The following is a 25,397-nucleotide window of genomic DNA, read 5'->3' as shown; positions in this document are numbered from 1 at the left end:
TGATTTCTCAGGGGATCCCTTATTCGCCATCTCAGGAAAAACGCAGTTCCGCAGATACTTACAAGGAGCCTCCTGTGTCTAAAACAATCAATATCATCGCCCGTAAAACCGCCAGTAAAACAGTCCTCAACAGTGAGGGGAATCTCTCCATTTTACTGACCGAACCGAGCGTAGTGCAGATTCAGGGGGCGCCGGCAAACGTCGAGCGATATGTTCGTCAGGGAAAAGACCTGCTCATCTACATGAAAGATGGCTCGGTCATCCGCTGCAGCAACTATTTTTCAGCCTTTGGCGAAGAGAACGGAAAACAGTCAGAACTGGTGTTTATGGATGACAACCAGCAACTGACCCATATCACTTTTGCCGAAACGGGCGAAAGCCTGGGCATGGGCCAGGTTGCGCTGACGCCGCAGGCGACGCCAATTGCCAGTATTGAACCTTTTATCGAACAGAGCGCGCTGGATAACCTGCCGTGGGGCTGGATTGCAGGCGGCCTGCTGCTGGGCGGCGGCGTAGGCGCACTGCTGGTAAATGATGATGGTGGGGGGAGCCATACCACTGTCATCGATAATACCAGGCCGGTTGAGACGGCAAAGCCGTCGTTTGTTGTCTCTGACGATCAGGGTGACAAGCAGGGCGTATTGAGCAGCAATGCGCTGACCGATGACACCACCCCAACGTTCTCCGGCACCGGGCAGCCGGGTAGCACGATTCAAATCAAAGATGCCAGCGGTAACACCGTCGCCAGCGCGATGGTCAGCAGCGACGGCACCTGGAAAGTGACGTTACCGACCCAGGATGCAGGCTCGCATACCTGGAGCGTGGTGCAGATCGACGGTAGCAAAACTACCGATGGCGGCAAAATCACCCTGGAAGTGGTGACGGCGAAGGCCAGTATTACCGCAGATACCGTGAGCGGCGATAACGTCGTCAACGCAACAGAAGCGGCCAGCGCCGTTATCGTCAGCGGACAGTCAAAAGAGCTCGCGGCGGGCACCACGCTCACTGTGACGCTTAACGGCAAAACGTACACCACAGAAGTGGGCGCAAACGGTAGCTGGCAGGTTTCGGTGCCTGCCGCCGATATCGGCAAGCTGGCACAGGGTACGCATCAGGTCAAGGTCACGGGTACGGATAGCACCGGCAATATCATCACGGGTGAACAAACCCTGATGGTGGATACCCAGGCACCAAATACGACAATCAATAAGCTGACTGATGACAACGTTCTTAACAGCGGTGAGCTGGCGACAGCGCAAAGCCTGAGTGGTACAACCGACGCCGAAGAAGGGCAGACGGTCACCGTAAACATTGGCGGCAAGAGCTGGACGACCACCGTCCAGGCTGGCGGGAAATGGCAGATTTCCATCGATGCCGACGCGCTTGCAACGCTCCCTCAGGGGCCGAATGCCATTACCGTCACGGTCAGCGACAAGGCGGGTAACGAAACCACCACGAAGGGCAGCGTGACAATAAGCAGCGTCGGGCCAGCCCTCACGGTGGATAGCCTGACTGCTGATAACGTATTGAATGCTCAGGAGCAGTCGGAAGTGCAGATCCTCAGCGGTACCACCGATGCCGCGCCGGGTAGCAAAGTGGAAGTGACCATCAATGGCACCACGATAATCGGCGCGATCTCCAGCGACGGGAAGTGGAGCGCGCCGTTAACCCCTGCGCTGATTAGCCAGCTTGAGCAGGGGCAGCACACGGCCCAGATTACCATCACCGATGCGGCGGGCAACGTCAGCAGCGGTGAGCACACCTTCACGATGGCGGCGGAAGCGCCGGTAATCCAGATTGATGAGATCAATGGTGCGCACACGCTGAATGCGGATAGTGTCAGCCAGCCGTTGACCATTTCCGGTACCACTAACCTTGCGGTGGGCACTGAATTAACCGTTACTCTGAACGGCCAGGTTTATCAGTCTACCGTTGAAAGCGCGCAGGGCGGGGGCAACAGCTGGTCAGTCATTGTCCCGGTGGAAGACCTGGTGTCACTGGATAACACCACCTACGCGGTGACCGTCGCGGGGGCCAACGCGATTGGTAACGCGGTGGAAAACAGCGGCAAGCTGGTAGTGGATACTTTATCGCCAGTAGTAACGCTGAATACCGTCGCTGGTGATAATCTGCTGGGCGTGGACGACGTGGCGCAAAGCCAGTACATCACCGGTTCTGTCAGCTATGCGAAACCGGGCGATACCGTCGCTGTTTCGTTGAACGGCATTTTGCTGGGCAACGCTGTCGTTAAAAGCGATCTGAGCTGGGAGATGGAAGTGACCTCCGCGCAGTTGCAGGCGCTGGGCGACACCGAAGTGAATATCACCGCCACCGTGACCAACTTCAGCGGCAACAGCGCCACGACTCACGGGGCATTCGTGATCAGCGCTAACCTGCCGGGTCTCGGCGTGGACATCGTCTCCGGTGATGACATCATTAACGCCATCGAACTGAATCAATCCCTGACCATCAGCGGTACCAGCAGCCATATTCAGGCGGGCACGACCGTACAACTGGAGATCAATGGTCAAGCGTTTACCGCGCAGATTGGCCCTGGCGGGCGCTGGCAGACGGGCATCAGCAGCGACCAACTGAAAACGTTGGTTGACGGGCAGGACAGCCTGACCATCACCGTCTCCGCAGATGACGGCTACAACCAGGCAACCGGTAGCCACAGTGTGACCGTCGATCTCAACCCGGTGGCGATTTCCATCAACCCGGCGACGGGCGATGACATGATCAATGCCGCTGAAAAAGGGGCGGGGATCACACTGGAAGGTCTGACGCAGAACGTGGAAGCGGGCCAGACCGTGGTGATCCGTATTGGCGGTGCAACCCTGACCGCTACCGTAGAGGGCGACGGTAGCTGGCATTGCGACGTGCCGGCAAGCGTGCTGTCGAATCTTGCCGATGGCGCGGCGGATATTCAGGTCAGCGTGACCAATACCAGCGGCAACACCGCCAGTAGCGGTCGTCAGGTCACTGTCGATACACAACCTCCGTCTGTCAGCATTGACTCCCTGACCGATGACAACATTCTTAACGCGGCAGAAGCGACGCACACCGCCGGGCAAATCCTGAGCGGCATCACCTCGGCAGAGCCGGGGCAGACTGTCACAGTTCGCCTCAATGGTAAATCCTACCCCGCTGAAGTAGCAGATGATGGCACCTGGCGCCTGACCGTTCCGAAAGCAGATTTAACCGCGCTGGGTCAGGGCGCGCAAAGCGTCACGGTGACCGTACAGGATCGCGCAGGCAACAGTAGCACCACATCACAGGAGATTCTGGTCGATACGCTCGCACCGACGGTGATTATCGACACATTCACCGCCGATAACGTGATAAACCAGGGCGAGCATCAACTGGCGCAGGTGATTTCCGGCTCCAGCACCGGGGGCATCGCGGGTGATAGCGTGACCGTCACGCTGTACTACGGCACTGGCAGTGACGCACAGACAGAAACCTTCACCACCGTACTGGATGCCGCTGGCCGCTGGAGCATCGGCGTCGCGGCTGACAAGATTCAGTCCCTTGCCGCAGGTGAGGCGAAAATTACCGCCAGCATTACCGACAAAGCCGGTAACACCGGTGAGAGTGAAAATGTCTTTACCGTGAGCCTTGCCGCGCCGGAAATCGCCATTAATCGCGGTGTGGCAAGCGACGATGTGATCAACGCCATCGAAAAAGGCCAGAGCCTGGAGGTGAGCGGTAGCAGCAACCAGCCGGGCCGTCAGATAACGCTGATCCTCAACGGGCGTGAATACCAGACAACCGCCGACGCGCAGGGTGACTGGTCTGTCACGATCACCCCGGCAGACCTCGCGGCGCTGGGCGAAGCGCAATACACCCTCAGCGCAAGCGTGACCGATAGCGCGGGCAACAGCGCCTCAACCAGCCATAACGTGGTAGTGGATACCGCCGCGCCGCAGGTGGTGATCACCGGGCTTGATGGCAACGACAGCGTCATCAGCCTCGATGAAGTCAGCACCGGGCAGATCCTGACGGGCTACGTGGTCAACGCGGAAGCGGGCAGCACTGTCACGGTGACCGTGGGCGGCATTAGCAAAGACGCCATCGTGAACGGTGCTGGCGAATGGAACATCGAATTAACCAAAGATGAACTCACCGCGCTGGGCGATGGTGAACTGAACTTTACGGCGGAAGTCACCAACGTCCACGGCAACCGTGGCACAGGCGAATATCAGGCCGAAATTGACGCCACTCTTCCGGGGATCCGCATCGACACCGTGGCAGGTGATGACGTGGTTAACCTGATTGAACAGGGCGCGCCGGTAGTGATCAGCGGTACGGTAAGCGGTGCGAATACCGGGGCGGATGTCCTGGTCTCCGTGAATGGCAAGGATTACAGCACCACGCTGCACGCGGACGGTACCTGGTCGGTGACCGTTCCGGCGATCGATGTTGCACGCTGGCCGAACGACGCGCTGAAAATTGATGCCAGTGTCGATGACCACGCCGGAAATACCGGCTCCTGGCAGCATACGATCGATGTGGATCTCGATACCGTGGCTATCTCAATTGAGAACGTCACCGCAGATAACGTGATTAACGCCACCGAGCAGGGGCAGCCGCTGGTACTGAAGGGGACGACCTCCGGTGTGGAAGCGGGCCAGACGGTGACCATTCTGTTTGGGGGTCATCAGTACACCACCACCGTTGATGAAAATAACGGCTGGAGTTACACCCTGTCGCCATCTGACCTGGCTTCGCTGCGCGAAGGTGACGCGACGGTGCAGGTGAGCGTCAGTAACCAGAACGGTAATCAGGCGCACAGCGCACAGGTTTACGAGGTTGATCTCAGTGCACCGACGATTGTGCTCGATGCGGTCACCGGTGATAACGTGATTAACGCGGCAGAAGCCACTGCCGGGTTTACCATTCAGGGCCAGAGCAACGCGGAGATGGGCCAGAAAGGTCAGGTGACCTGGAATGGAAAAGCGTACGAGGTCGTCGTTCAGGCCGATGGTAGCTGGAGCGCGCAGATCGATGCGGCGGATGCGGCGCAGGTACCGCAAGGCCCGCAGCAGGTCGTGGTCACTCTGACGGATAAAGCCGGAAACAGCACGACAACCACGCAAACGCTGCTGGTGGATACCCAGGCGCCTGTTGTCACCATTGATAAGGTCGGCGGCAGCGACAACACGCTGAACAGCACCGAACATCGCCAGTCGCAAATTATCAGCGGCAGCGTGACGGACGCAGCGGCGGGCGATATTGTCACCGTTGCGGTAGGAAGCTGGAGCATCACCACCGTGCTGGACGCCGCCGGGCGCTGGAGCGTTGGGATGCCTGCGGATTCCGTCCTCGATCTCAAGGAAGGCAAGCAAACTATTCTGGTGACCGTCAAAGACAGCGCCGGAAACATTGGCACGGGCAGCCATGACTTCAATGTCGCCCTGGCCGCGCCGGAAATCGCTATCAATGCGGTAGACAATAACGGCGTTATCAACGCGCAGATGCGTGGCGAAGGCATTACGCTTACCGGCACCAGCAACCAGAAAGGTGTTGAGGTAACCCTGACCCTCAACGGCAAAAATTACACGGCCACCACCGATGCTGAGAGCGGCGTCTGGCAGGTCGCGTTATCGCCTGCCGATTTGGCGCTGTTAGGCGAGGCCGGTTATACGCTGGTTGCCAGCGTCACTGATGCCGCGGGCAACAGCGCCAGCGCAAGCCAGGCCATCCTGGTGGATACCGCATCCCCGGTGCTGCAAATCGACGGCCTGCAAAACAATAGTGATGATGTCATCAACATTGATGAACTGGCCACAGCGCAGACGCTGACGGGTTCTACCCAGAATGTTGAAGCTGGAAAAACGGTGACCATCACCATCGGCGGTCAGGATTATGAGGCGCGGGTTGAGGCTAACGGTACCTGGGAACTGGAACTTCCGAAGGCGATGCTGGAGGCCTTAGGCGATGGTCGCCTGACGGCGACCGCCTCTGTCACTAACGAACATGGCAACAGTACGCAAAGCCAGTATCAGTTCACCATCGATATCGACAAACCGGGCATTCGTATCGATACCGTGTCGGGCGATGACGTTATCAACATCCTCGAACACCAACAGGATTTACTGATCAGCGGTACGGCGCAGGGCGCGGAAGCGGGCGCGGATGTGATTGTGACGATCAATGGCGTTTCGCACACCACCACGCTGCATGCCGATGGAAGCTGGTCTGTCAACATAGGTTCGCAGGAAGTGGCGGGCTGGAGCGGCAGCGAAGTCGTGATTGGCGCAAGCGTTGCCAACATCAACGGCAACCAAAGCGCCATTGAGCATAAAGTTGAACTGGATCTCAGTGCGGCTGCGATCACCATCGATCCTATCACCGCGGATGACGTTCTCAATTTGACCGAGCGCGGCGAGCCGTTGACTCTGGGCGGTGCGGTTGTGGGCATTGAAGACGGTCAGTATGTGACGGTTACCTTCGCGGGCCATCGCTATGATGTTGAAGTGGCTGGCGGTCGCTGGACGCTTGAGGTTGCCGCGGTGGATATGGGCAGCCTGAAAGAGGGCGAGGCCAGCATCCGCGTCAGCACCAGCAATATCAACGGCAATAGCGCATCGGCGGAACGTCAGTTTGTGGTCGACGCCACGCCGCCGACCATCAGCATCAACACGGTTGAAGCGGATAACCAGGTCAACGCGCTGGAAGCGGAGGCCGGTTTTGACATTAGCGGTACCACCAACGCCGAAGCGGGCCAGAAGGTTATTGTTAAATGGCTGGATGACACCTATACCGCCGACGTCACGAGTGACGGCACCTGGCGCGTACACATCGATGGTGTACAGGACGTCACGACGCTGGCGCAGGGGATGCAAACCGTGGCTGTCAGCGTGCAGGATAAGGCGGGCAACACCAGCAGCCAGACGCACAGTGTCAATGTTGACACGCTTGTTCCGGAACTGACGCTGACGCCGGTAACCGGCGACAACAAACTGAACGCCACTGAACTGAAACAGGCGCAGATTATTTCGGGCTCCTGCCTGAATGCGGAACCGGGCTCCCTCGTTACCGTCACCTTTAATAACAAAAGCTACACCACGGTGCTGGACGACAACGGCAACTGGCAGTTGGGCGTGCCGCCAGCAGGCAATCTGCTTGCTGGTGAATATCCGCTGGAGGTTACGGTCACCGACAGCGCGGGCAACATCGACACGCTGACCAGCATTGTGGAAGTGGTGCTGGATCTGCCGTTAATCGCCATTAATCAGGTAGCGGCTGACGATGTGGTTAACGATGCAGAGAAAGCCGCAGGCATCACCATCACGGGTACGAGCAATCAGTCGGATCGCGACATTCTCGTGACCCTGAACGGGCGCGATTACACTGTCAAAGCTGATGGCGATGGCAACTGGCAGGTCACCGTTCCTCCGGCGGATTTAGCCGCGCTGGGCGAAGCGAACTATACGATCACCGCCAGCGTCACTGACGAAACGGGCAACCATCAGAGTACCAGCCGTCCGATCACCGTGGATACCGCTTCACCGCAGGTCACCATTACGCGGCTGGCGGATGATGATGTGATTAACCTTGAGGAGAGCGGGCAGGATCAGTTCATTAGCGGTACCGCGAAAAATGCCGAAGTGGGCAGCAACGTCGTAGTGACGTTGGGCGGACAAACTTTCGAGACGACGGTTGAAACTGGCGGCGTCTGGACGGTTACCATCCCGAAAGATACCTTCAGCGCCTTTGGCGACGGCCCGTTAACGGCGACCGCGACGGTCACTAACGGTCGTGGCAACAGCGGCAGCGCAGACTATGAATTGAGCGTGGATACCGGTGTACCGGGTCTGCGTATTGATACCGTGGCGGGTGATGACGTTATTAACATCCTGGAAGCCCAGGGCGATATCACCATCAGCGGCACCAGTACGGGCGTGGCGAAAGGGCATGATGTCACGGTCACCATTACCGGAATGCGAGATGGCGTGGTGGAAACCACCACCTATACCACGCAGGTGAATGGTGACGGTCGCTGGTCGGTGATCGTACCGGAGACGGATGTCAGCCGCTGGCAAAACGGCGAACTGAGTATCGTCGCCAGCGCACAGAACATGTCAGGTAACGCAGGCAGCAGTTTCGGCCATCTGGCACAGGTTGATTTAAACGCGGTGGCGGTGAGTATCGATCCTGTCACAACGGATAACGTAATCAACGCTGAAGAACGTGCAAACGGAATTACGTTGACCGGCAGCACCTCCGGTATTGAAGTCGGACAGAGCGTGACGGTGACTTTTGCCGGGCATGAGTATCAGGCTCGGGTGGAAGATGACGGAAGCTGGCACGTCGATCTTTCAACGGAGGATTTAGCGTCGCTACGTGACGGTTCCGCCAGCGTGCAGGTGAGCGTCAGCAGCGTTAACGGTAATCAGGCCGATGCGGGGCGTCAGTATGAGGTTGACGTTACTCCGCCTGCATTAAGCGTTTCCAGCGTCGCGGGAGATAACGTCATTAACCTGGCCGAAGCGCAAGGCGGCTTTGTGGTCAGCGGCTTCAGCGGCGCAGAGCAGGGGCAAACGGTACAGGTTGAATGGAACGGCGAATGGTTTAGCGGCACGGTGGCTGACAACGGTGCATGGAGCATCACGCTGCCAGCAGCACAGAGCGCACTGCCGCAGGGCAGTTTTGAACTGAATCTGAAAGTCAGCGATCTGGCGGGCAATGAAACCCGTATCACGACCGACGTCAATGTGGATACCCTGCCGCCGGTGATTACCGTGGATAATATTGCCGGCGACAATATCCTGAATGCTTCCGAGCACGGTCAGGCGCAAATCATTAGCGGTACGTGCAGTGATGCGGAAGCCGGGGCGATTATTACGGTTTCTATCGGCGGGAAAAACTACACCACCGCGCTGAACAGCGACAATAAATGGAGCATTGGCTTACCGGCTTCTGCGGTTTCCGCATTGAACGAAGGAAGCAACCCGCTGGTGGTGACGGTTTCGGACAAGGCGGGTAACGCAGGCCGCCTGGAAAGCACCGTCACGGTGAATACCGCACAGCCAGAAATCACCATCAACGCGATTGCCAGCGATGACATCATCAACCTGAACGAAAAAGGTCAGGATCTGGCGATCACCGGCACCAGCAACCAGCCGAATCAGACCATTACCGTCACGCTGAACGGCGTGCTGTACACCACTGTGGCAAACGTCGATGGCGACTGGTCTGTCACTGTGCCGCCGTCAGCCTTGTCGGGACTGGGTGAAGCCAGTTACACCGTGACCGCCAGCGTGACCGATACGCTGGGCAACCACAAAACCGTCAGCCACGATGTGCTGGTGGATACGACGCTGCCGCTGCTGACCATCGACACCATTGCTGGTGATAACGTCATTAACGATGACGAAATCAAAACCGAGCAGACCATTAGCGGTCGCGTGGTGAACGCGGAAGCCGGGCAAAAAGTCTATATCGATATCGGGCTCAGCGAGCCGCTTGAAGCCATTGTGCAGGCGAATGGTACCTGGTCGGTGAACGTCAGCGCGGAGGCGTTGCAGAGTATTGGCTATGGCGACCTGACGGTGAAAGCCTGGGTTGAGAACCAGAACGGTAACCGGGGCGACGCCAGCCGTGAGATCCTGCTTGATGTCTCCTATCCGTCGATTCGTGTCGATACGGTGGCAGGCGATGACGTGATCAACGCCATCGAACTGGGCAATTCTCTGGTGCTTTCCGGCACATCAACCGGGCTGGATAACCTGAAAGGGCTGACGATCGTCATCAATGGCGTGAACTACGATGCCGCGCTGGATACCCAGGGGAACTGGCAGCTTCTCTTCTCGCCGCAGACGATGCAAACCTGGCCGGAGGGCCCTCTGGTGATTGCGGTTAGCGGCACCAACGCCTCGGGCAACGTGCAAAACATTGCGCACACGGTTGAGGTCGATACGCAAGCCGTCGCGGTGTCGGTGAATACCCTGTTTAGCGACGATCGCCTGAATGCGGTTGAGCAAGGCGCTGAACAAACGCTGACCGGCGAGACGCGCGGCGTCGAAAATGGTCGCGATGTCATCATCACCCTGAACGGTAAACAGTACACGGCGACGGTGAATAACGGGGCCTGGAGCCTGACGTTGAGTGGTTCAGACCTGGGCGCGCTGCGTGACGGTCAGACAACGGTACAGGTTTCTGTCTCTAACGCCCACGGCAATACCGCCAGTGCGGAACGCCAGTTCGTGGTCGATACCGAATCCCCGATGCTGACCCTCCACACGGTCGCGGGCGACAATATTATCAACAGCGTGGAAGCCACTGCAGGGGTTACCCTCAGCGGCACAACGAATGCGGAAGTTGGCCAGACGGTCACCGTATCCGTTGGCAACCAGACGCTGGGAACGGCACTGGTACTTGCGGGCGGGATCTGGAGCATGGTCGTTGATGCCAGCACGCTGAATGCGCTGGGGCAGGGCTCACACGATCTGACCGTCGCGGTGACGGATAAAGCCGGGAACAGCACCTCGCTGGAGCACAGTGTTCTGATCGACACGATAGTACCAACCATCACTCTCGATAGGCTGACGGCTGATAACGTGCTGAACGCGACCGAAGCGGGTCAGGCGCAGGTGATCAGCGGCAGCAGCACAGGGGCGGCCGCCGGAGACAAAGTCGTGGTGACGCTGGGCGATCACACCCATTCGACCATCGTGGACGGCAGCGGGCGCTGGAGCGTCGGGGTGAAAGCCAGCGATCTGGCGGCGCTCGATGACGGTGATCATACTATTCAGGTGGCGATCACGGATGCGGCAGGCAACGTCGGGACGGACTCGTTCCCGTTTGCCATCGACACGGCAGCACCGGTTCTAACCATCGCAGAGATCGCCGGAAACGATCTCCTGAGCAGCGACGAGCGCGGTACAGATCTCACCGTGTCCGGTACGTCAGATATTCTGACCGCAGGCGTACAGGTGACCGTTCGTCTGAACGGCAAGACCTACTACGGCGTAACGGAAGCGAACGGTAACTGGTCGGCGATTGTGCCGAAAGAAGATCTTCCGGCGCTGGTGGACAACCATCAATACGACGTCAGCGTGAGCGCGACGGATGCCGCCGGGAATACCGGAAGCGCCAGCCGTCCGCTGGATATTCAGACCAGCCTGCCGCGCGTGACCATTGATGCCATCACTGCTGATGATGTGGTGAATAATGTTGAAGCGGCGGCGGGGATCGTCATCACCGGCTCCACCGATGTGGCGGTGAGTAGCGTGACCGTCACCATTGGCGGGCAGACGTTCACAGGCGATCAGGTGGTGCTGACGGACGACGGTACGCGTTGGTCGTTGGCGCTCGACGCTGACACCCTTTCCGGGTTGGGCGATGGCGCACTGACGGTCAACGTCACCGCGACGGATGAATATAACAACCAGGGCAGCGCCGAGCGCGAAATGACTATCGACGCCAGCCTGCCGGGGATCCGTTTCAACACGGTTGCAGGTGACGACATCATTAACGCCGCCGAGCTGAATCAGTCTCTGTGGGTGAGCGGAACCAGTGAGCATATTGCGAAAGGGACGAAGTTCACGCTGACGTTGATGGATGGCGATAGTGAGATTTTCTCGTCTGATGACGTCATGATCGGCAATGACGGACGGTGGATCATCGAAATTCCAGCCGAATACGTCGGTTCAATGAATGACGGCACGGTCACCCTGACAGCTAGCGGCGCGAATATTTCGGGCAACACCATTTCTGTCAGCCACGATGTGGATGTAGTGACCGCCGGGCCGGCTATCGCGATTGACGCGTTCAGCAACGATAACATTATTAACGCCAGCGAAGCAGCGACGGAACAGGTGCTTTCCGGCACCAGCGTGGGTACTGCCGCAGGTAACCCGGTAGTGGTGTATGTCGGTGGCCAGCGACTGGATACCACCATTAAAGCGGACGGCACCTGGGAAGTGACGGTCACCGACGCGATGTTTGCCGCCATTAAAGACGGCAGCGTTGCCGTTGAAGCCAGCGTGACGAACTCGCAGGGAAATAGCGCCAGCGCCAGCGGGACGTTTGTTCTCGACACCACGCCGCCAACGCTTTCGGTGAACCCGTTGACCGATGACAACGTTGTCAACGCCAGCGAAGCGCAGGTGACACAGATCCTGAGCGGTTATACCAACGCGGGTGAAGGGCAGACTGTCACGGTGAAAGTGGGGGATGAAACCTTGCTGGCCGACGTCAACGCCGAGGGTACCTGGCAGGTGAGTGTGCCAGCCAGCGTGTTCGACGGCATTAGCAACGGCAGCGTATCGTTTGCCGTCAGCGTCAGCGATGTCGCCGGAAACAGCACGACGCAGAACAGCGTGGTGAACGTCGACACCGTTATCCCACAGGTCACCGTGAACCCACTGACCGGCGATAACATCATCAACGCCACCGAAAAGGGCCAGGCACTGGTGATTGACGGCGGCAGCACAGACAGCGCACCGGGCGACACGGTTATCGTGACCGTGAACAACGTGGAATATCACACCGTCGTCGACAGCAACGGTGAGTGGCGCGTTGGCATTCCGGCCAGCGAAATGGCCAAACTTAGCGAAGGCGACAACAACTTCACGGTCGTGATTGCTGACCGGGCCGGGAATGAACAGACCGTCACCCATGACTTCACCGTCAACACCGGCAAGCCGCAGCTGGACATCGATACTCTGGCCGAAGATGGCGTACTCAACGCAACCGAAAAAGGCCAGCCGCTGACCATTAGCGGAACCAGCGATCTGCCCGCCGACACCGAGGTGCTGGTGACGCTGGCAGGGCTGAGCTACATCGCGAAGACCGATGCCACCGGTAAATGGAGCGTTGAGGTGAGCGCAGCTGATCTGGCAACGCTTGGCGAAGCAAACTACACCGTAAGCGCCAGCGCCGTGGCGGGTGATGGTAACAACGTGACCACCACGGAACCGTTGCTGGTCGATACCAAAGCGCCGGTGGTGACCGTCTCTATCATCGCCGCCGACGACATCATTAACAGTACGGAAGCGCAGGGTTCAGTGCTTATCGGCGGTAGCGTAACGGGCGCGGTATCAGGCGATCGCGTCGTGGTCACCCTCAGTGGTCTGGCTGCGAAAACCGCAACGGTGGATGCCGCAGGTAACTGGAGTGTCTCCCTGACGCCAGCAGACATGGCGATGCTGGGCGACGGGCCGTTGACGGCAGACGTGGCTATCACCAACGCCCACGGCAACGTGGGCTCTGGCAGCCGTGATTTCACCCTCGACACGGGTGTACCGGGGATCCGTATCGATGCCCTGACCGGCGATAACGTGCTGAACATCGCCGAACTGGCGCTGGATGTGTGGGTCACCGGGATGACTTACGGCGTGGAGCCGGGGGCGACGGTCACCGTCACTATCGGTAGTGATATAAGGCAAACGACCGTTAACCCGGACGGCAGTTGGGCATTCAGCGTTCCACAGAGTGTGGCTGGCGGCTGGACGGGGGAAATTACCGTTGAGGCGTCCGTTGAGAACAGCGCAGGTAATGTCGCTGTCATCCGCCAGGATGTGCAGATTGACAACGCACCGGTATCGGTGGCGATGGATGTGATCACCGCCGATAACGTGCTTAACGCCGCAGAAAAAGCAGGCGAGGTGGTGCTGAGCGGCACAACCAGCGGCATTGAAGACGGGCAAGTTGTGACCCTCACCGTGGGCAATAAACAGTTTACCGCCACGGTGAATAACAATACGTGGAGCACGACCGTTCCCGCCGGTTCTCTCGCCGCGCTGCGCGACGGCGAAGTGACTGTGCAGTTGAGCGTCAGTACAGTCAGCGGTAACAAAGCAACCAACAGCCACACCTTCGAGGTTGACACGCACGCACCGGTGCTGGCCATCGACCCGGTGACGGCTGACAACATTCTGAACAGTACCGAACTTAGCCAGTCACTGACCTTAACCGGCACCAGCGATGCAATCGGTCAGACGCTCTCTCTGACGCTGAACGGCAAAACGCACGACGCCGTCGTGGGGAGTGATGGTCGCTGGTCATTGAATGTGAGCGCAGCGGATCTGGTCGACCTGAACGACGGGCTGAATGACATCAAACTGGTCATTACAGATGCGGCGAACAACCGCACCGAAACGACCCATTCCGTGCTGGTCGATACGGTTGCGCCAACGCCAACCATCAACACGGTGGCGGGTGATGACAAGATCAACATCACTGAACTTGGCCAGGCGCTGGTCATCAGCGGCGGCACCACGAACGGCACGACGGGCGATAAAGTGAGTGTGGTGCTGAACGGTAAAACGTACACCACGCAACTGGATGCGAACGGTAACTGGAGCGTTGGCGTGCCGGCGGCGGATATGGCCGTGCTGGAAAGTATCGGTTATGAAATCAATGTGACCGTGACCGATAGCGCGGGCAATAGCCAGTCGCTGCAACACACCATTAACGTTGATACCGGTATTCCGACACTGCGCTTTGATACGTTGTCTACCGATGGGGTGCTTAACGCCATTGAACAGATGCAGCCTCTGGCGGTATCGGGAACCAGTTCACTGGCCGAGGGTACGGTGGTGACCGTCACGCTCAACGGCGTGAATTATCAGACGCAGACTGAGGCAGGCGGCGGGTGGTCGGTTTCCGTTCCGGCGGATGCGCTGGCGAAACTGGGTGAAGCAGATTATACGCTGACCGCCAGTGCCGCAGGCAGCAGCGGAAACAGCGTGACGGATACAACGTCGCTGCTGGTGGATACCCGCGCACCGACGATCACCATCCTGCCGGTGTCCGACGATGACATTATCGGTATGACCGAAATGAACGGTGTCGTGACGATTAACGGTACGGTAAGTGGCGCGGCTGAAAATGATGTGGTGACGGTGATTATCGCCGGGCAATCGCATACCACAAACGTGAAGAGTGACGGCACCTGGACGGTCGAGTTAGGTGCAGGCGAACTTTCTGCACTGGGCAGCGGGCCGCTGACCATTACTGCGAGCGTCACCAATGGGCATGGCAATATCGGCTCCGGTCAGCACGGTATCACGCTTGATAGCACCGAACCGGGCATTCGTATCGATAGCGTCACCGCGGATAACACTCTGAACCTTGCTGAGCGCGCATCAGAGCTGGTGATCAGCGGGACAACGACTGATGTCGCCACGGGCAGCATTGTGACGGTTAGCGTTAACGGTACTACCGTGGGGACAGCGGCAACGCAGGCTGATGGTTCGTGGTTGCTGCAATTGACACCAGACCAGATGAAAAACTGGAACGGGGCGTCGATCACCGTGAACGCCAGCGTGGCGAACGTGAGCGGTAATGATGCCGCGATTAACGAATCCGTGGCGCTGGATCTGCGTGAAACCTCCGTTTCTATCAATCCGGTGACGGCGGATAACGTGGTCAACGGTGCGGAAAAATCGGGCCAAATCGTTCTGACGGGCGACACCACTAATATCGACAACGGGCGTACCGTGACGGTGACCGTGAACGGCAAGCAATTCACCGGCACGGTGCAGGATAACGCCTGGAGCGTCACGCTGGATGCGGGGGCGCTGAACGGGCTTCGCGACGGTGATGCCGTCGTGCAGGTGAGCGTGTCTAATGCCAGCGGCAACAGCGCCAGCAACAGCCTGAACTTTGTTATTGATACCACCGCGCCGACGATCTTCATCGATGCGGTTACCGCAGATAACGTGCTGAACGGTACGGAAGCGCGCGGTGAAGTGGCGGTGTCGGGCACCACCACGGCGGAAGTGGGCCAGACGGTCACGGTCAATATTGGCGGCGTTGAACAAACCGCACTGGTGACCGCAGGCGGCATCTGGACAGCGCTCTTTGCGGCCGATGCGCTCAGTCATCTGGCGCAGGGGTTAACCACGGTTAACGTCAGCGTGAGCGATAAGGCGGGTAACCCGGCGTCCGGCAACCACACCTTCCTGGTGGATACCCAGGCACCGACAGTCGCGGTAAACGATCTGACCGCCGATAACATCATCAACGCGGCGGAAAAAGGCCAGGCGCTGGTGATCAGCGGTACGACCGTTGATGCGAAAGTGGGCGATACGGTGGTGGTTGAGTTTAACGGTAAACCGTATACCACACAGGTGGATGCCAGCGGCACATGGCGCATTGGCGTCACCGCAGAAGATATGGCGACCCTGCCGAACGGCAGCGGCGAACTGAAGGTGACCATCACCGACAGCGCCGGGAACAGCTCGTCCACCACGAAAGACTATCAGGTCGATCTGGGCGTGCCGACGCTGACCTTCGCGGATATTGCCGATGACAATGTGCTTAATGCCATCGAACGCGGCACCGACCTGGTGATCAGGGGTAGCAGCAGTGGTCTGGCAGAGGGCGCTATCGTGACCGTCACGCTGGGTGGGCGCGACTATACCGCGCAAACCGATAACAGCGGCAACTGGTCACTGTCGGTTGCGCCGTCCGACCTGGCCTTGCTGGGTGATGCGGGCTATACGGTTAGCGCCAGCGCCAGCAGTGCCAACGGTAACCCGGTTTCCGGCAGCACGCAGTTGCAGGTCGATACCCGCCTGCCGGTGGTGCATATCGATCTGGTCGCGGGCGATGATGTGATTAACGCGAGCGAAGCGGGCCAAAATCTGACGATCTCCGGTTCGGTGAGCGGCGCTGCGCCAGGCGATAGCGTGCAGGTAATTGTTGCGGGCAAAACGCACAACACCACCGTTGAGGCGAATGGTCTCTGGTCGGTCACCGTCGAGAGCACCGACGTTGCCGGTTTTGGTGACGGCCCGCTGACTATCGATGCCAGCGTGCAGAATGCCCACGGTAATACCGGTTCGGATAGCCGTGATATCGCGGTCAATACCGGTACGCCGGGGATCCGTTTTGATACGGTTGCCGGTGATGATGTGATTAACAGCATTGAGCAGGGCCATGCTCTGGCGGTGACGGGAACCAGTAGCGGGCTGGCCGAAAATGCCATCGTTACCCTGTCCGACGGTCAGGGTGAAAGCTGGACCGGAAGTGTCAACGCTGACGGTAGCTGGGCCGTCTCTGTGCCACAAAATGTGGTCGCAGGCTGGAGTGCGGGCACGGTGCAACTGAGCGCCACGGCGCAGAACAGCGCCGGGACGACAACCGCAATGGATCACCAGGTCACGGTAGATATCGCGCCGGTGGCAATAACCATCGATACCTTCACCGCCGATAACGTGCTGAACGCGATTGAGCGCGGTGAAGCGCTGACGGTGAGCGGCTCAACCCGCAACGTGGAAAGCGGGCAGACCGTCACCGTGATGCTGGCGGGCAAAGCCTGGACCGCACAGGTGCAGGATGACGGAAGCTGGCAGTTTACCGTGCCGACAGGTTCGCTGAATACGTTGCGTGATGGCGCGGCAAATGCCACCGCCAGCGTCACCAATCAGCATGGGAACAGTGCCAGCGCCGAGTGGGCATTCAGCGTCGATGCTTCCGCGCCAACGCTGACGATTGCGGCGGTGACGGCGGATAACGTCCTGAATAAAGCCGAAGTCGAAGGCGCGGTCACCCTCAGCGGCACCACCAGCGCTGAGGCAGGGCAGAGCGTCACCGTGCTTATCAACGGCCAGTCCTATGGCGACCCGGTGACGGTGAACAGCGATGGCAGCTGGAGCCTGACACTTGCCAGTAATGCACTCGCAGGCTTGCCGCAGGGTAGCGCCAGCGTGACCGTTAGCGTGACCGATAAAGCCGGTAACAGCAGCACCGCGACGCAGCAACTGACCGTTGATACCGTTGCGCCGACGGTGACCATCGACCTGATTTCCGGCGATGACATCATCAACGCCGCAGAGCAGAACCAGGCGCTGGTCGTCACCGGAAGCAGCGTCGGCGGCATGGCGGGCGATCGCGTGAGCGTGGAGGTGGACGGCAAATATTACACCACTCAACTGGATGCACAGGGGCACTGGAGCGTGGGCATTCCGGCTGCCGATATGCAGGCGCTGGGGGCGGGTCAGCAGCACGTAAATGTCTCAATTACCGATAGCGCGGGTAACACCGGCACCGAGTCACGCCCGATCGTGGTGGATAATGGTCAACCGTGGCTCAAGTTTGAAGCGATTGCCGGTGATAACGTGCTGAACGCCGTTGAACAGGGCGTTAACCTGACCCTTAACGGTACCAGTGATGGTCTGGCGGCGGATACGTGGGTGACGGTCACGCTGAACAGCAAAGCGTACCGCACGCAAATTGATGCCAGCGGTAACTGGTCGCTGGAAGTGACGCCTGCGGATCTGGCGCAGATTAGCGACGGCACGTACACCGTAACGGCAAACGCCAGCAGCGAAGCGGGTAACCCGGCGTCGGGCTCCGCGCAACTGGTTGTGGATACCCGCGCGCCAACCGTTACCATCAACGCCATTACCGACGATAACGTTCTTAACAAGGATGAATCTGCGCTTGAAGTGGTGGTGAGCGGCAAGGTCTCCGGCGCGGCAGAAAACGACATTGTGTACGTTCTGCTGGCAGGGAAAACCTATGAAGCGACCGTTGACGCCAGCCTGAACTGGCAAGCGACAATCCCGGCGAACGAACTCTCCGCGATTGGCGATGGCGCACTGACGATCACCGCCAGTGTCACCAACGGCCACGGCAACCTCGGCACTGCCCAGCATGATTTCATGGTCGACTACAACGAGCCGGGTATCCGTTTCGATATCGTGGCGGGCGACGATGTGATTAACCTCAGCGAACATAACCAGTCGCTGGTGGTGAAAGGCAGCAGTGAGGATCTGCCGGTTGGCGCGAAAGTCACGCTGGTTATCGGCGCGAAAAGCTACAGCGGCGTGGTGGCCGCAGACGGTAGCTGGTCTGTCGGTATTGATGCGGCGGACGTGAAGCAGTGGAATGAAGGCAAACTGGAAATGACCGTCAGCGCCAGCAGCGCGGCGGGAAATAAGGTTGAGATTAGTCATGAAGTCACCGTTGATCTCGCGCCTGTCTCCGTCTCGGTGAATGACGTTACCGATGACAACGTCCTTAACGCGCTGGAGATGAAGCAGCCTCTTACGCTCAGTGGCAACACCACCGGCGTTGAACAGGGGCAAACCGTCACCCTGACCTTTGGCGGCAAGGTCTACACCACCACGGTTGGTGCTGATGGCGCATGGAGTCACACTATTCCAGCGGCAGCGCTTTCGGCCCTGCGTGATGGCACGGCGCAACTGTCGGTTGAGGTCACCAACAAAGTCGGTAACCCGGCGAGCACCAGCCATGAATATCAGGTGGATACCACGCCGCCGCACATCACGCTGAACCCGATAACAGCGGATAACGTGATTAATATCGCTGAAGCCGAAGCCGGTGTGGTGGTCACGGGCACCACCAACGCCCCGGTGGGGACAACGGTTACCCTGACGCTGAATGGTGTGGACTACAGCGGCAGCGTACTGGCTGACGGCACCTGGCAGGTTGATCTGTCACCAGACGCGCTGGCAACGCTGGCTACCGGGCAATATACCTGCACGGTCACTATCGCTGATGCGGCGGGTAACCCGGCCACCCTCAGCCAGACGGTTTCGGTCGATATCATGGCGCCAACGGTGAGTTTCGATATCACGGCGGGCGACGACATCATTAACCTGGTAGAACATGGTCAGGCTCTGGTGGTCAGCGGGACGACGAGCGGCACTGTCGCCGGCAATCAGGTCACCGTCACCGTGGGCGATTACACCGTCAGCACGGTGGTGGATGCCAATGGCAAATGGAGCATTGGTGTTCCGGCGCAGATTGTTTCCGCGCTTAACAACGGCACGGTCAATATCAGCGCAACCGTCACCGACAGTGCGGGCAACGCCACCACCCAGGGCAAAGTGGTTACGGTGAACACCTCCAATATTCTGTTGACGATGGATACTCCGGCAGTCGATGGCGTGCTGAACGCCAGCGAGCAGGGGAAAACATTGACGCTGACCGGGTCGAGCAGCGGCCTGGCGGAAGGCAGCGAAGTGACGATCACCCTGAACGGTAAGAACTATACGGCAACGGTAACGGGCGATCGCTGGACAACGACTATCCCGAAAGCCGATCTGGCCTTGCTGACGGACGGCCAGCGTTACACCATTTCGGTGAGCGCGGAAGACAGCGCGGGCAATATCGGCCAGGCGGGGCAATCTCTGCTGGTTGACACTACGCCGCCAGAAATCATCATCGCCCCGGTATCGGGCGACGGGTTGCTCAACGCGCTCGAGCAGGGGCAGGCGCTGGTGATTAACGGCTCTACGACGGCGGAAGCCGGGCGGACGTTGACACTCACCGTCAATGGCAAGAGCTATACCGCGACGGTAAACAGCGATGGCAGTTGGCAAACCACGATCCCGAAAGCGGATGTGGCCCTTATGGGCAACGGTACGATTCAGGTGGATGCGATGGTCAGCGACGCGTCAGGCAACCTGGGTAGCAACAGCGAGACCTTCGTTGTCGATACCGTGGCGCCCGTGGTGACGATTAACGTTGTCGCCGGGGACGACCTGGTGAACCAGCCGGAACAGCTCGTGGCGCAGAAAGTGAGCGGTAAAGCGGAAGGCGCTGCCGGTCAGACCATCACCGTGGAACTCGCTGGACGCACCTATACAGCGAAAGTGGCGGCGGATGAAAGCTGGGAAGTCACCGTACCGGCGCTCGACTTCGTCGGCCTGGTGGATGGCAAGTACACCATTACCGCGACCGTGAAAGATGCCGCAGGTAATACCGGCAGCGGTACACATGACGTCACCCTGAGCGGTGAAAAACCGGTTATCGCCATCAATACCGTCGCGAAGGATGACGTGATCAACGCCGCCGAAAGAGGGCAGAGCCTGACCATTTCCGGCACCACCACGGCACCACAAGGACAGAAAGTGGTAGTGACGCTCAATAACGTCACCTATGAAACCACCGTGCAGGCGGGCGGGATCTGGTCGGTGCTGGTGGGTACAGTGGCACTGATGGCGCTGACCGACGGCAATGCCTATGAGATCAAAGCCAGCGTCACTAACACCATCGGCAACAGCGGGGAAAGCGTCCACGGCATCAGCGTTGATCTGACGCCACCGCAGATGGCTATCTCGATTGATAGCCTGACCAGCGACAGCGGGTTAGTCGGCAACGACTTTATTACCAACGTTGGCAATGTGGTGCTGAACGGTAAACTCGGCGCGGCACTGGGCCTCGGTGATAAAGCGCAAATCAGCCTTGATGGCGGCGTAAGCTGGATTGATCTGGTCGTCAATGGCACCCAGTGGAGTTATGCCGATGGCCGCACGCTTGAAGACGGTACGCATAACTATCACGTGCGCGTCGTCGATCAGGCGGGCAACGTCGGTGCTACCGACAGCCAGAACGTGGTACTTGATCGCGTCGCGCCGGACGCCAGCCAGAGCATCATTATCGACCGCATTTCAAGCGATACAGGGATTGCTGACGATGACTTTATTACGTCCAGCCAGACCTACTCGCTGGAAGGACGACTGGGCGCAGGGCTGAAGGCGGGCGAACATCTGCAAATTCGTGTCAACGGCGGCGCGTGGATCGAGCTTGAAGTGAATGGCACCGACTGGATCTACGCCAACGACGCGAAGCTGAATGATGGTACGTACGCCTACCAGCTCCGTGTGATTGACGATGCGGGCAACGTCGGCCAGACCGCCAGCAAAACCGTCACGGTCGACACGGTACGCCCGGATATGACGAACCTGGTCACCATCACGCATATCTCGGAAGACAGCGGCCTGAGCGACAGCGACTTTATCACTAACGATAAAACGCTGACGATCCACGGTTCGCTGGTGAGCACGCTCCAGCCGGGTGAATACGTACAGATCAGCATGGACGGCGGCGTGACCTGGGTGAATACCGTCGCTATCGGCACCTCCTGGTACTACAACGACACCCAGGTTCTGGACGATGGCAAGCACGAGTATTGGGTGCGCGTGGTCGATGCGGCGGGCAACGTCGGGGCGACGGACAGCGCGACGGTCACCATCGACACGGTCAAGCCGGACGATGCGAAAACCATTACGGTGGACAGCATCTCCGATGACACCGGGTACAGCGATAGTGACTTCCTGACCAATGACACCTCTATCACCCTGTACGGTACGCTGGGGGCGGAACTGAGCGCAGATGAACGCGCCCAGATAAGCCTCGACGGTGGCAAAACCTGGATTGATGTGGTGGTCAACGGCACGAACTGGCGCTATATCGACACACGCGTGCTGGATGACGGTGAAAACCTGTATCAGCTGCGCGTTGTCGATAACGCCGGAAACGTTGGGCAGACGACACAGCAGATTGTCACGGTGGATACCAATGCACCGGGCGGCGTCACCAAAGTGGTGGGCTACACCGATAATACCGGGTCGGATACCGGAAACTTCGGCGCCAATACCGTCACCGATGAACGCTTACCGGTACTGCGCGGCACGCTACTTGAAGCGCTGAAAACGGGCGAGTTTGTCCGGGTTTATGACAGCAACGGCGACTATCTGGGCCGCGCCAGCGTGACCGGTACGGAGTGGACGTTTGCGCTGACGGAACCGCTGCGCGATGGTCAGACCTACGGTTATCAGGCAGCGGTTGTTGACGCCGCAGGTAACGAGGGCACGCTCTCTGACGTGATGAACTTTACGGTTGAGCTGCCAATCACCATTAACACCCAGGATACGCTGGATTCGACGCCGATTATCAGCGGTACGTTGAACTTTAACCGCTATGCGGATGAGTATCTGGAAGTGACGATTGCCGGTACAACCTATAGCTCACGCACGGGCGATGTGGTTATTGAACCGAACAAAAACAGTTGGTATGTGCAGTTGCAGGATTCGCATGCGCTGAATGTTGACACCTATGACGTCACCGCCGTGCTGTTCAACAAAGATGGCCAGGAGATCAGCCGGGATAAAACCGGCAGTGAACTGACCGTTTCGGCGGCACCGGTGATCAGCTTTAGTTCTACGGCGGCCACCAGCAGTGACAGCGGTACAGCGATGACCATTGGTGAGGACGGAACCTGGCGCATTCTGAGCAACTCCACCATCTTTACGCAGAATGGCACCACGTCTTCGACGCTGGGATCGTTTAACTCCGTGTCGCTCAACGGAACCGACCGCCAGCAATCGTCGTCGTTTATCGACTTTGACCGCGACGGCCTGATGGACTTGTTAGGATCGGATACGGAATACGCTAACGGGCAACAGTCGTTTAAGTACAACAGCGACGGCACGTACACCACGTTCCAGGTGGGATCTTACGGGGTTAACGGACAAACCAACGACGGTAACGCCAACACCTACTCATGGTGGGCAGGCATTGTGGGTATCGACTTTGATGGTGATGGCTTCGTTGATGTTGCCTATGGTGATGGAACGCCTAATGACTCCGAAGCGCGGGGGGGTTATGACTCTCAGTTGGTCATGAACACCGACGGAACCATTCTTGGGTTCGATAAGACGGGGGCTTATGTTTACTCACCGACGACCCAGGACGGCGTCGCCTCGACCAACAACAACAACGCTCAGCCTAGCCGTGAACTGTCGGGTGTTGACCTGAACAACGATGGGTATGTGGATCTGGCTTATCACGGTACGGGCGGCAGCAACGTTACATCGAAAGGTGGTTCGAGCTCGTCGGACAAACGTTTGGTGATTGTCAGCAACGGCGTGAATGATGCCGGCAATATGACGCTGACGAATACGCAGGTCGTTACCGATGTGTTCTATGGTAATACCGGCACGACGGCTAACCGCTTTACCACCATGATGTGGGCAGATTTGAACGGCGATGGTTTTATGGATCTGTTCATTGGCGGACTGGGTGGACAAGGTGGAAGCTATGGTGCCAACAGCGCAATCTACTACAACGATGGTAAAGGAAACTTAACCCTTGCCTCCAATGGTGTTGGGGCGGGTTACAGCGTGCAAAACTTCGGCGATGAGATCAGCAGCATGACCTCTATCGCCGTGGACTGGAACGGCGACGGCAAGATGGATGTCATCGAAATTGCCGGAGAAAGGGGCAATACCAGTCTGGGGAATGCGAACAACATCGTTGCGCTATGGACTAACCAGGGAACGAACGTGAACACCGGACAGGTAAACTGGAGTATGCCGCAGACGCTGCTGCAGAACGCCAACCTGAGCGGAACCTACGTGAGCACCGGCGGCCTGGCGATTGACCTCGACTATGACGGCGACCGCGACCTGGTGGTATTCAGGGCGCAGGGTGGCGCAACCGCCTACGTCGAAAACAAGAGCGTCATCAAAGACGGCACCAGCATGATTCTGCGTCTCACCGACGCCAACGGCATCAACATCTTCTACGGCAACACGGTGCTGTTGATTGATGAAGCCACAGGCAAAGTGGTGAGCTCGCAAATCATCAACCCGCAGGGTGGCGTCAACATGAACGACTCGACGGCGCTGGTCTACTTCTACGGGCTGGATGCCAGCAAGTCGTACAGCGCGGTGTTGTTGGCGAACGGCCAGCACTACGGCGGTGTCGAGAACTTTGCCTTTGATGACTCCGGCGCACTGACAACGGTTGCAAATGTCAACAGTACGTGGTCTGGCCTGAAAGCGGTGGAGAAAAACCACGCTTACGTCCTGACGGCTGAAAGCGGAGATAAAGCCGCCGATAGCGCGCTGGCTGCCAGTGATGGCAGTAACACCACGGGCATTATGGGGACGGGCTATAACGACACCCTGTATGCCACGGCGGGCACGCACGTATACAACGGTGCGGGCGGCAGTGTGGTGGTCTCCGATGAAAACGTCTGGAGTTCGACGGGCGGCATGGACATCGTGGACTACAAACTGGCGGGCGATACGGCGCTGAAGATTGACCTGAGTAATGCCAACGCGCAGGAAACGGGCTTTGGCAAAGCGACCTTCGTCAATATTGAAGGCGTGGCGGGCGGCGGCGGCAACGATGTGTTTACCGGTAGCACCGACGACAACATCTTCGAAGGCCGCGGCGGTAACGACACTTTCAACATCGGCAATGGCGGCCAGGATACGCTGCTCTACAAACTGCTCAACGGGGCTGACGCGACCGGCGGCAACGGCAGCGATGTGGTGAAAGGCTTCACCCTCGGCACCTGGGAAGGGACGGCAGACTCGGATCGTATCGATCTCAGCGATCTGCTTCAGGGCAGCGGCTACACCGCCAATGAAAGCGCGCACTACATCAACGGCATTGCACAGATGGACGATCCGAACAGCGAATTGTTGAGCTACCTGAAGGTCACCACGGAAGGCAGCAACACGTTGATTCAGGTTGACCTGAGCGGGCAGGGCGGCGATTTCACCACCCTGGTGACGCTGAACGGTGTCCAGACCGACCTTGCCACCCTGCTGGCAAACCATCAGTTAATCGTAGGCTAACCCTTAACAGACCCGTCCGCCGTGCGCGGCGGGTCT

At 58.6% G+C, this 25,397-nt stretch carries 1 protein-coding gene; it reads left to right on the top strand.

Features of this window, described 5'->3' with window-relative positions:
* The first annotated feature begins 74 nt into the window (after positions 1 to 74).
* Complete coding sequence (locus ACOXYR_RS16490) at positions 75 to 25,361, top strand: Ig-like domain-containing protein (protein WP_421356123.1); 25,287 nt, start codon at positions 75 to 77, stop codon at positions 25,359 to 25,361.
* The last annotated feature ends 36 nt before the right edge of the window (positions 25,362 to 25,397 follow it).

This window comes from Pseudocitrobacter faecalis, from assembly GCF_965231525.1.
Taxonomy (GTDB): domain Bacteria; phylum Pseudomonadota; class Gammaproteobacteria; order Enterobacterales; family Enterobacteriaceae; genus Pseudocitrobacter; species Pseudocitrobacter faecalis.
Note: the sequence above shows the minus strand (reverse complement) of the source record. Positions and strands in the feature narration are given on the sequence as shown.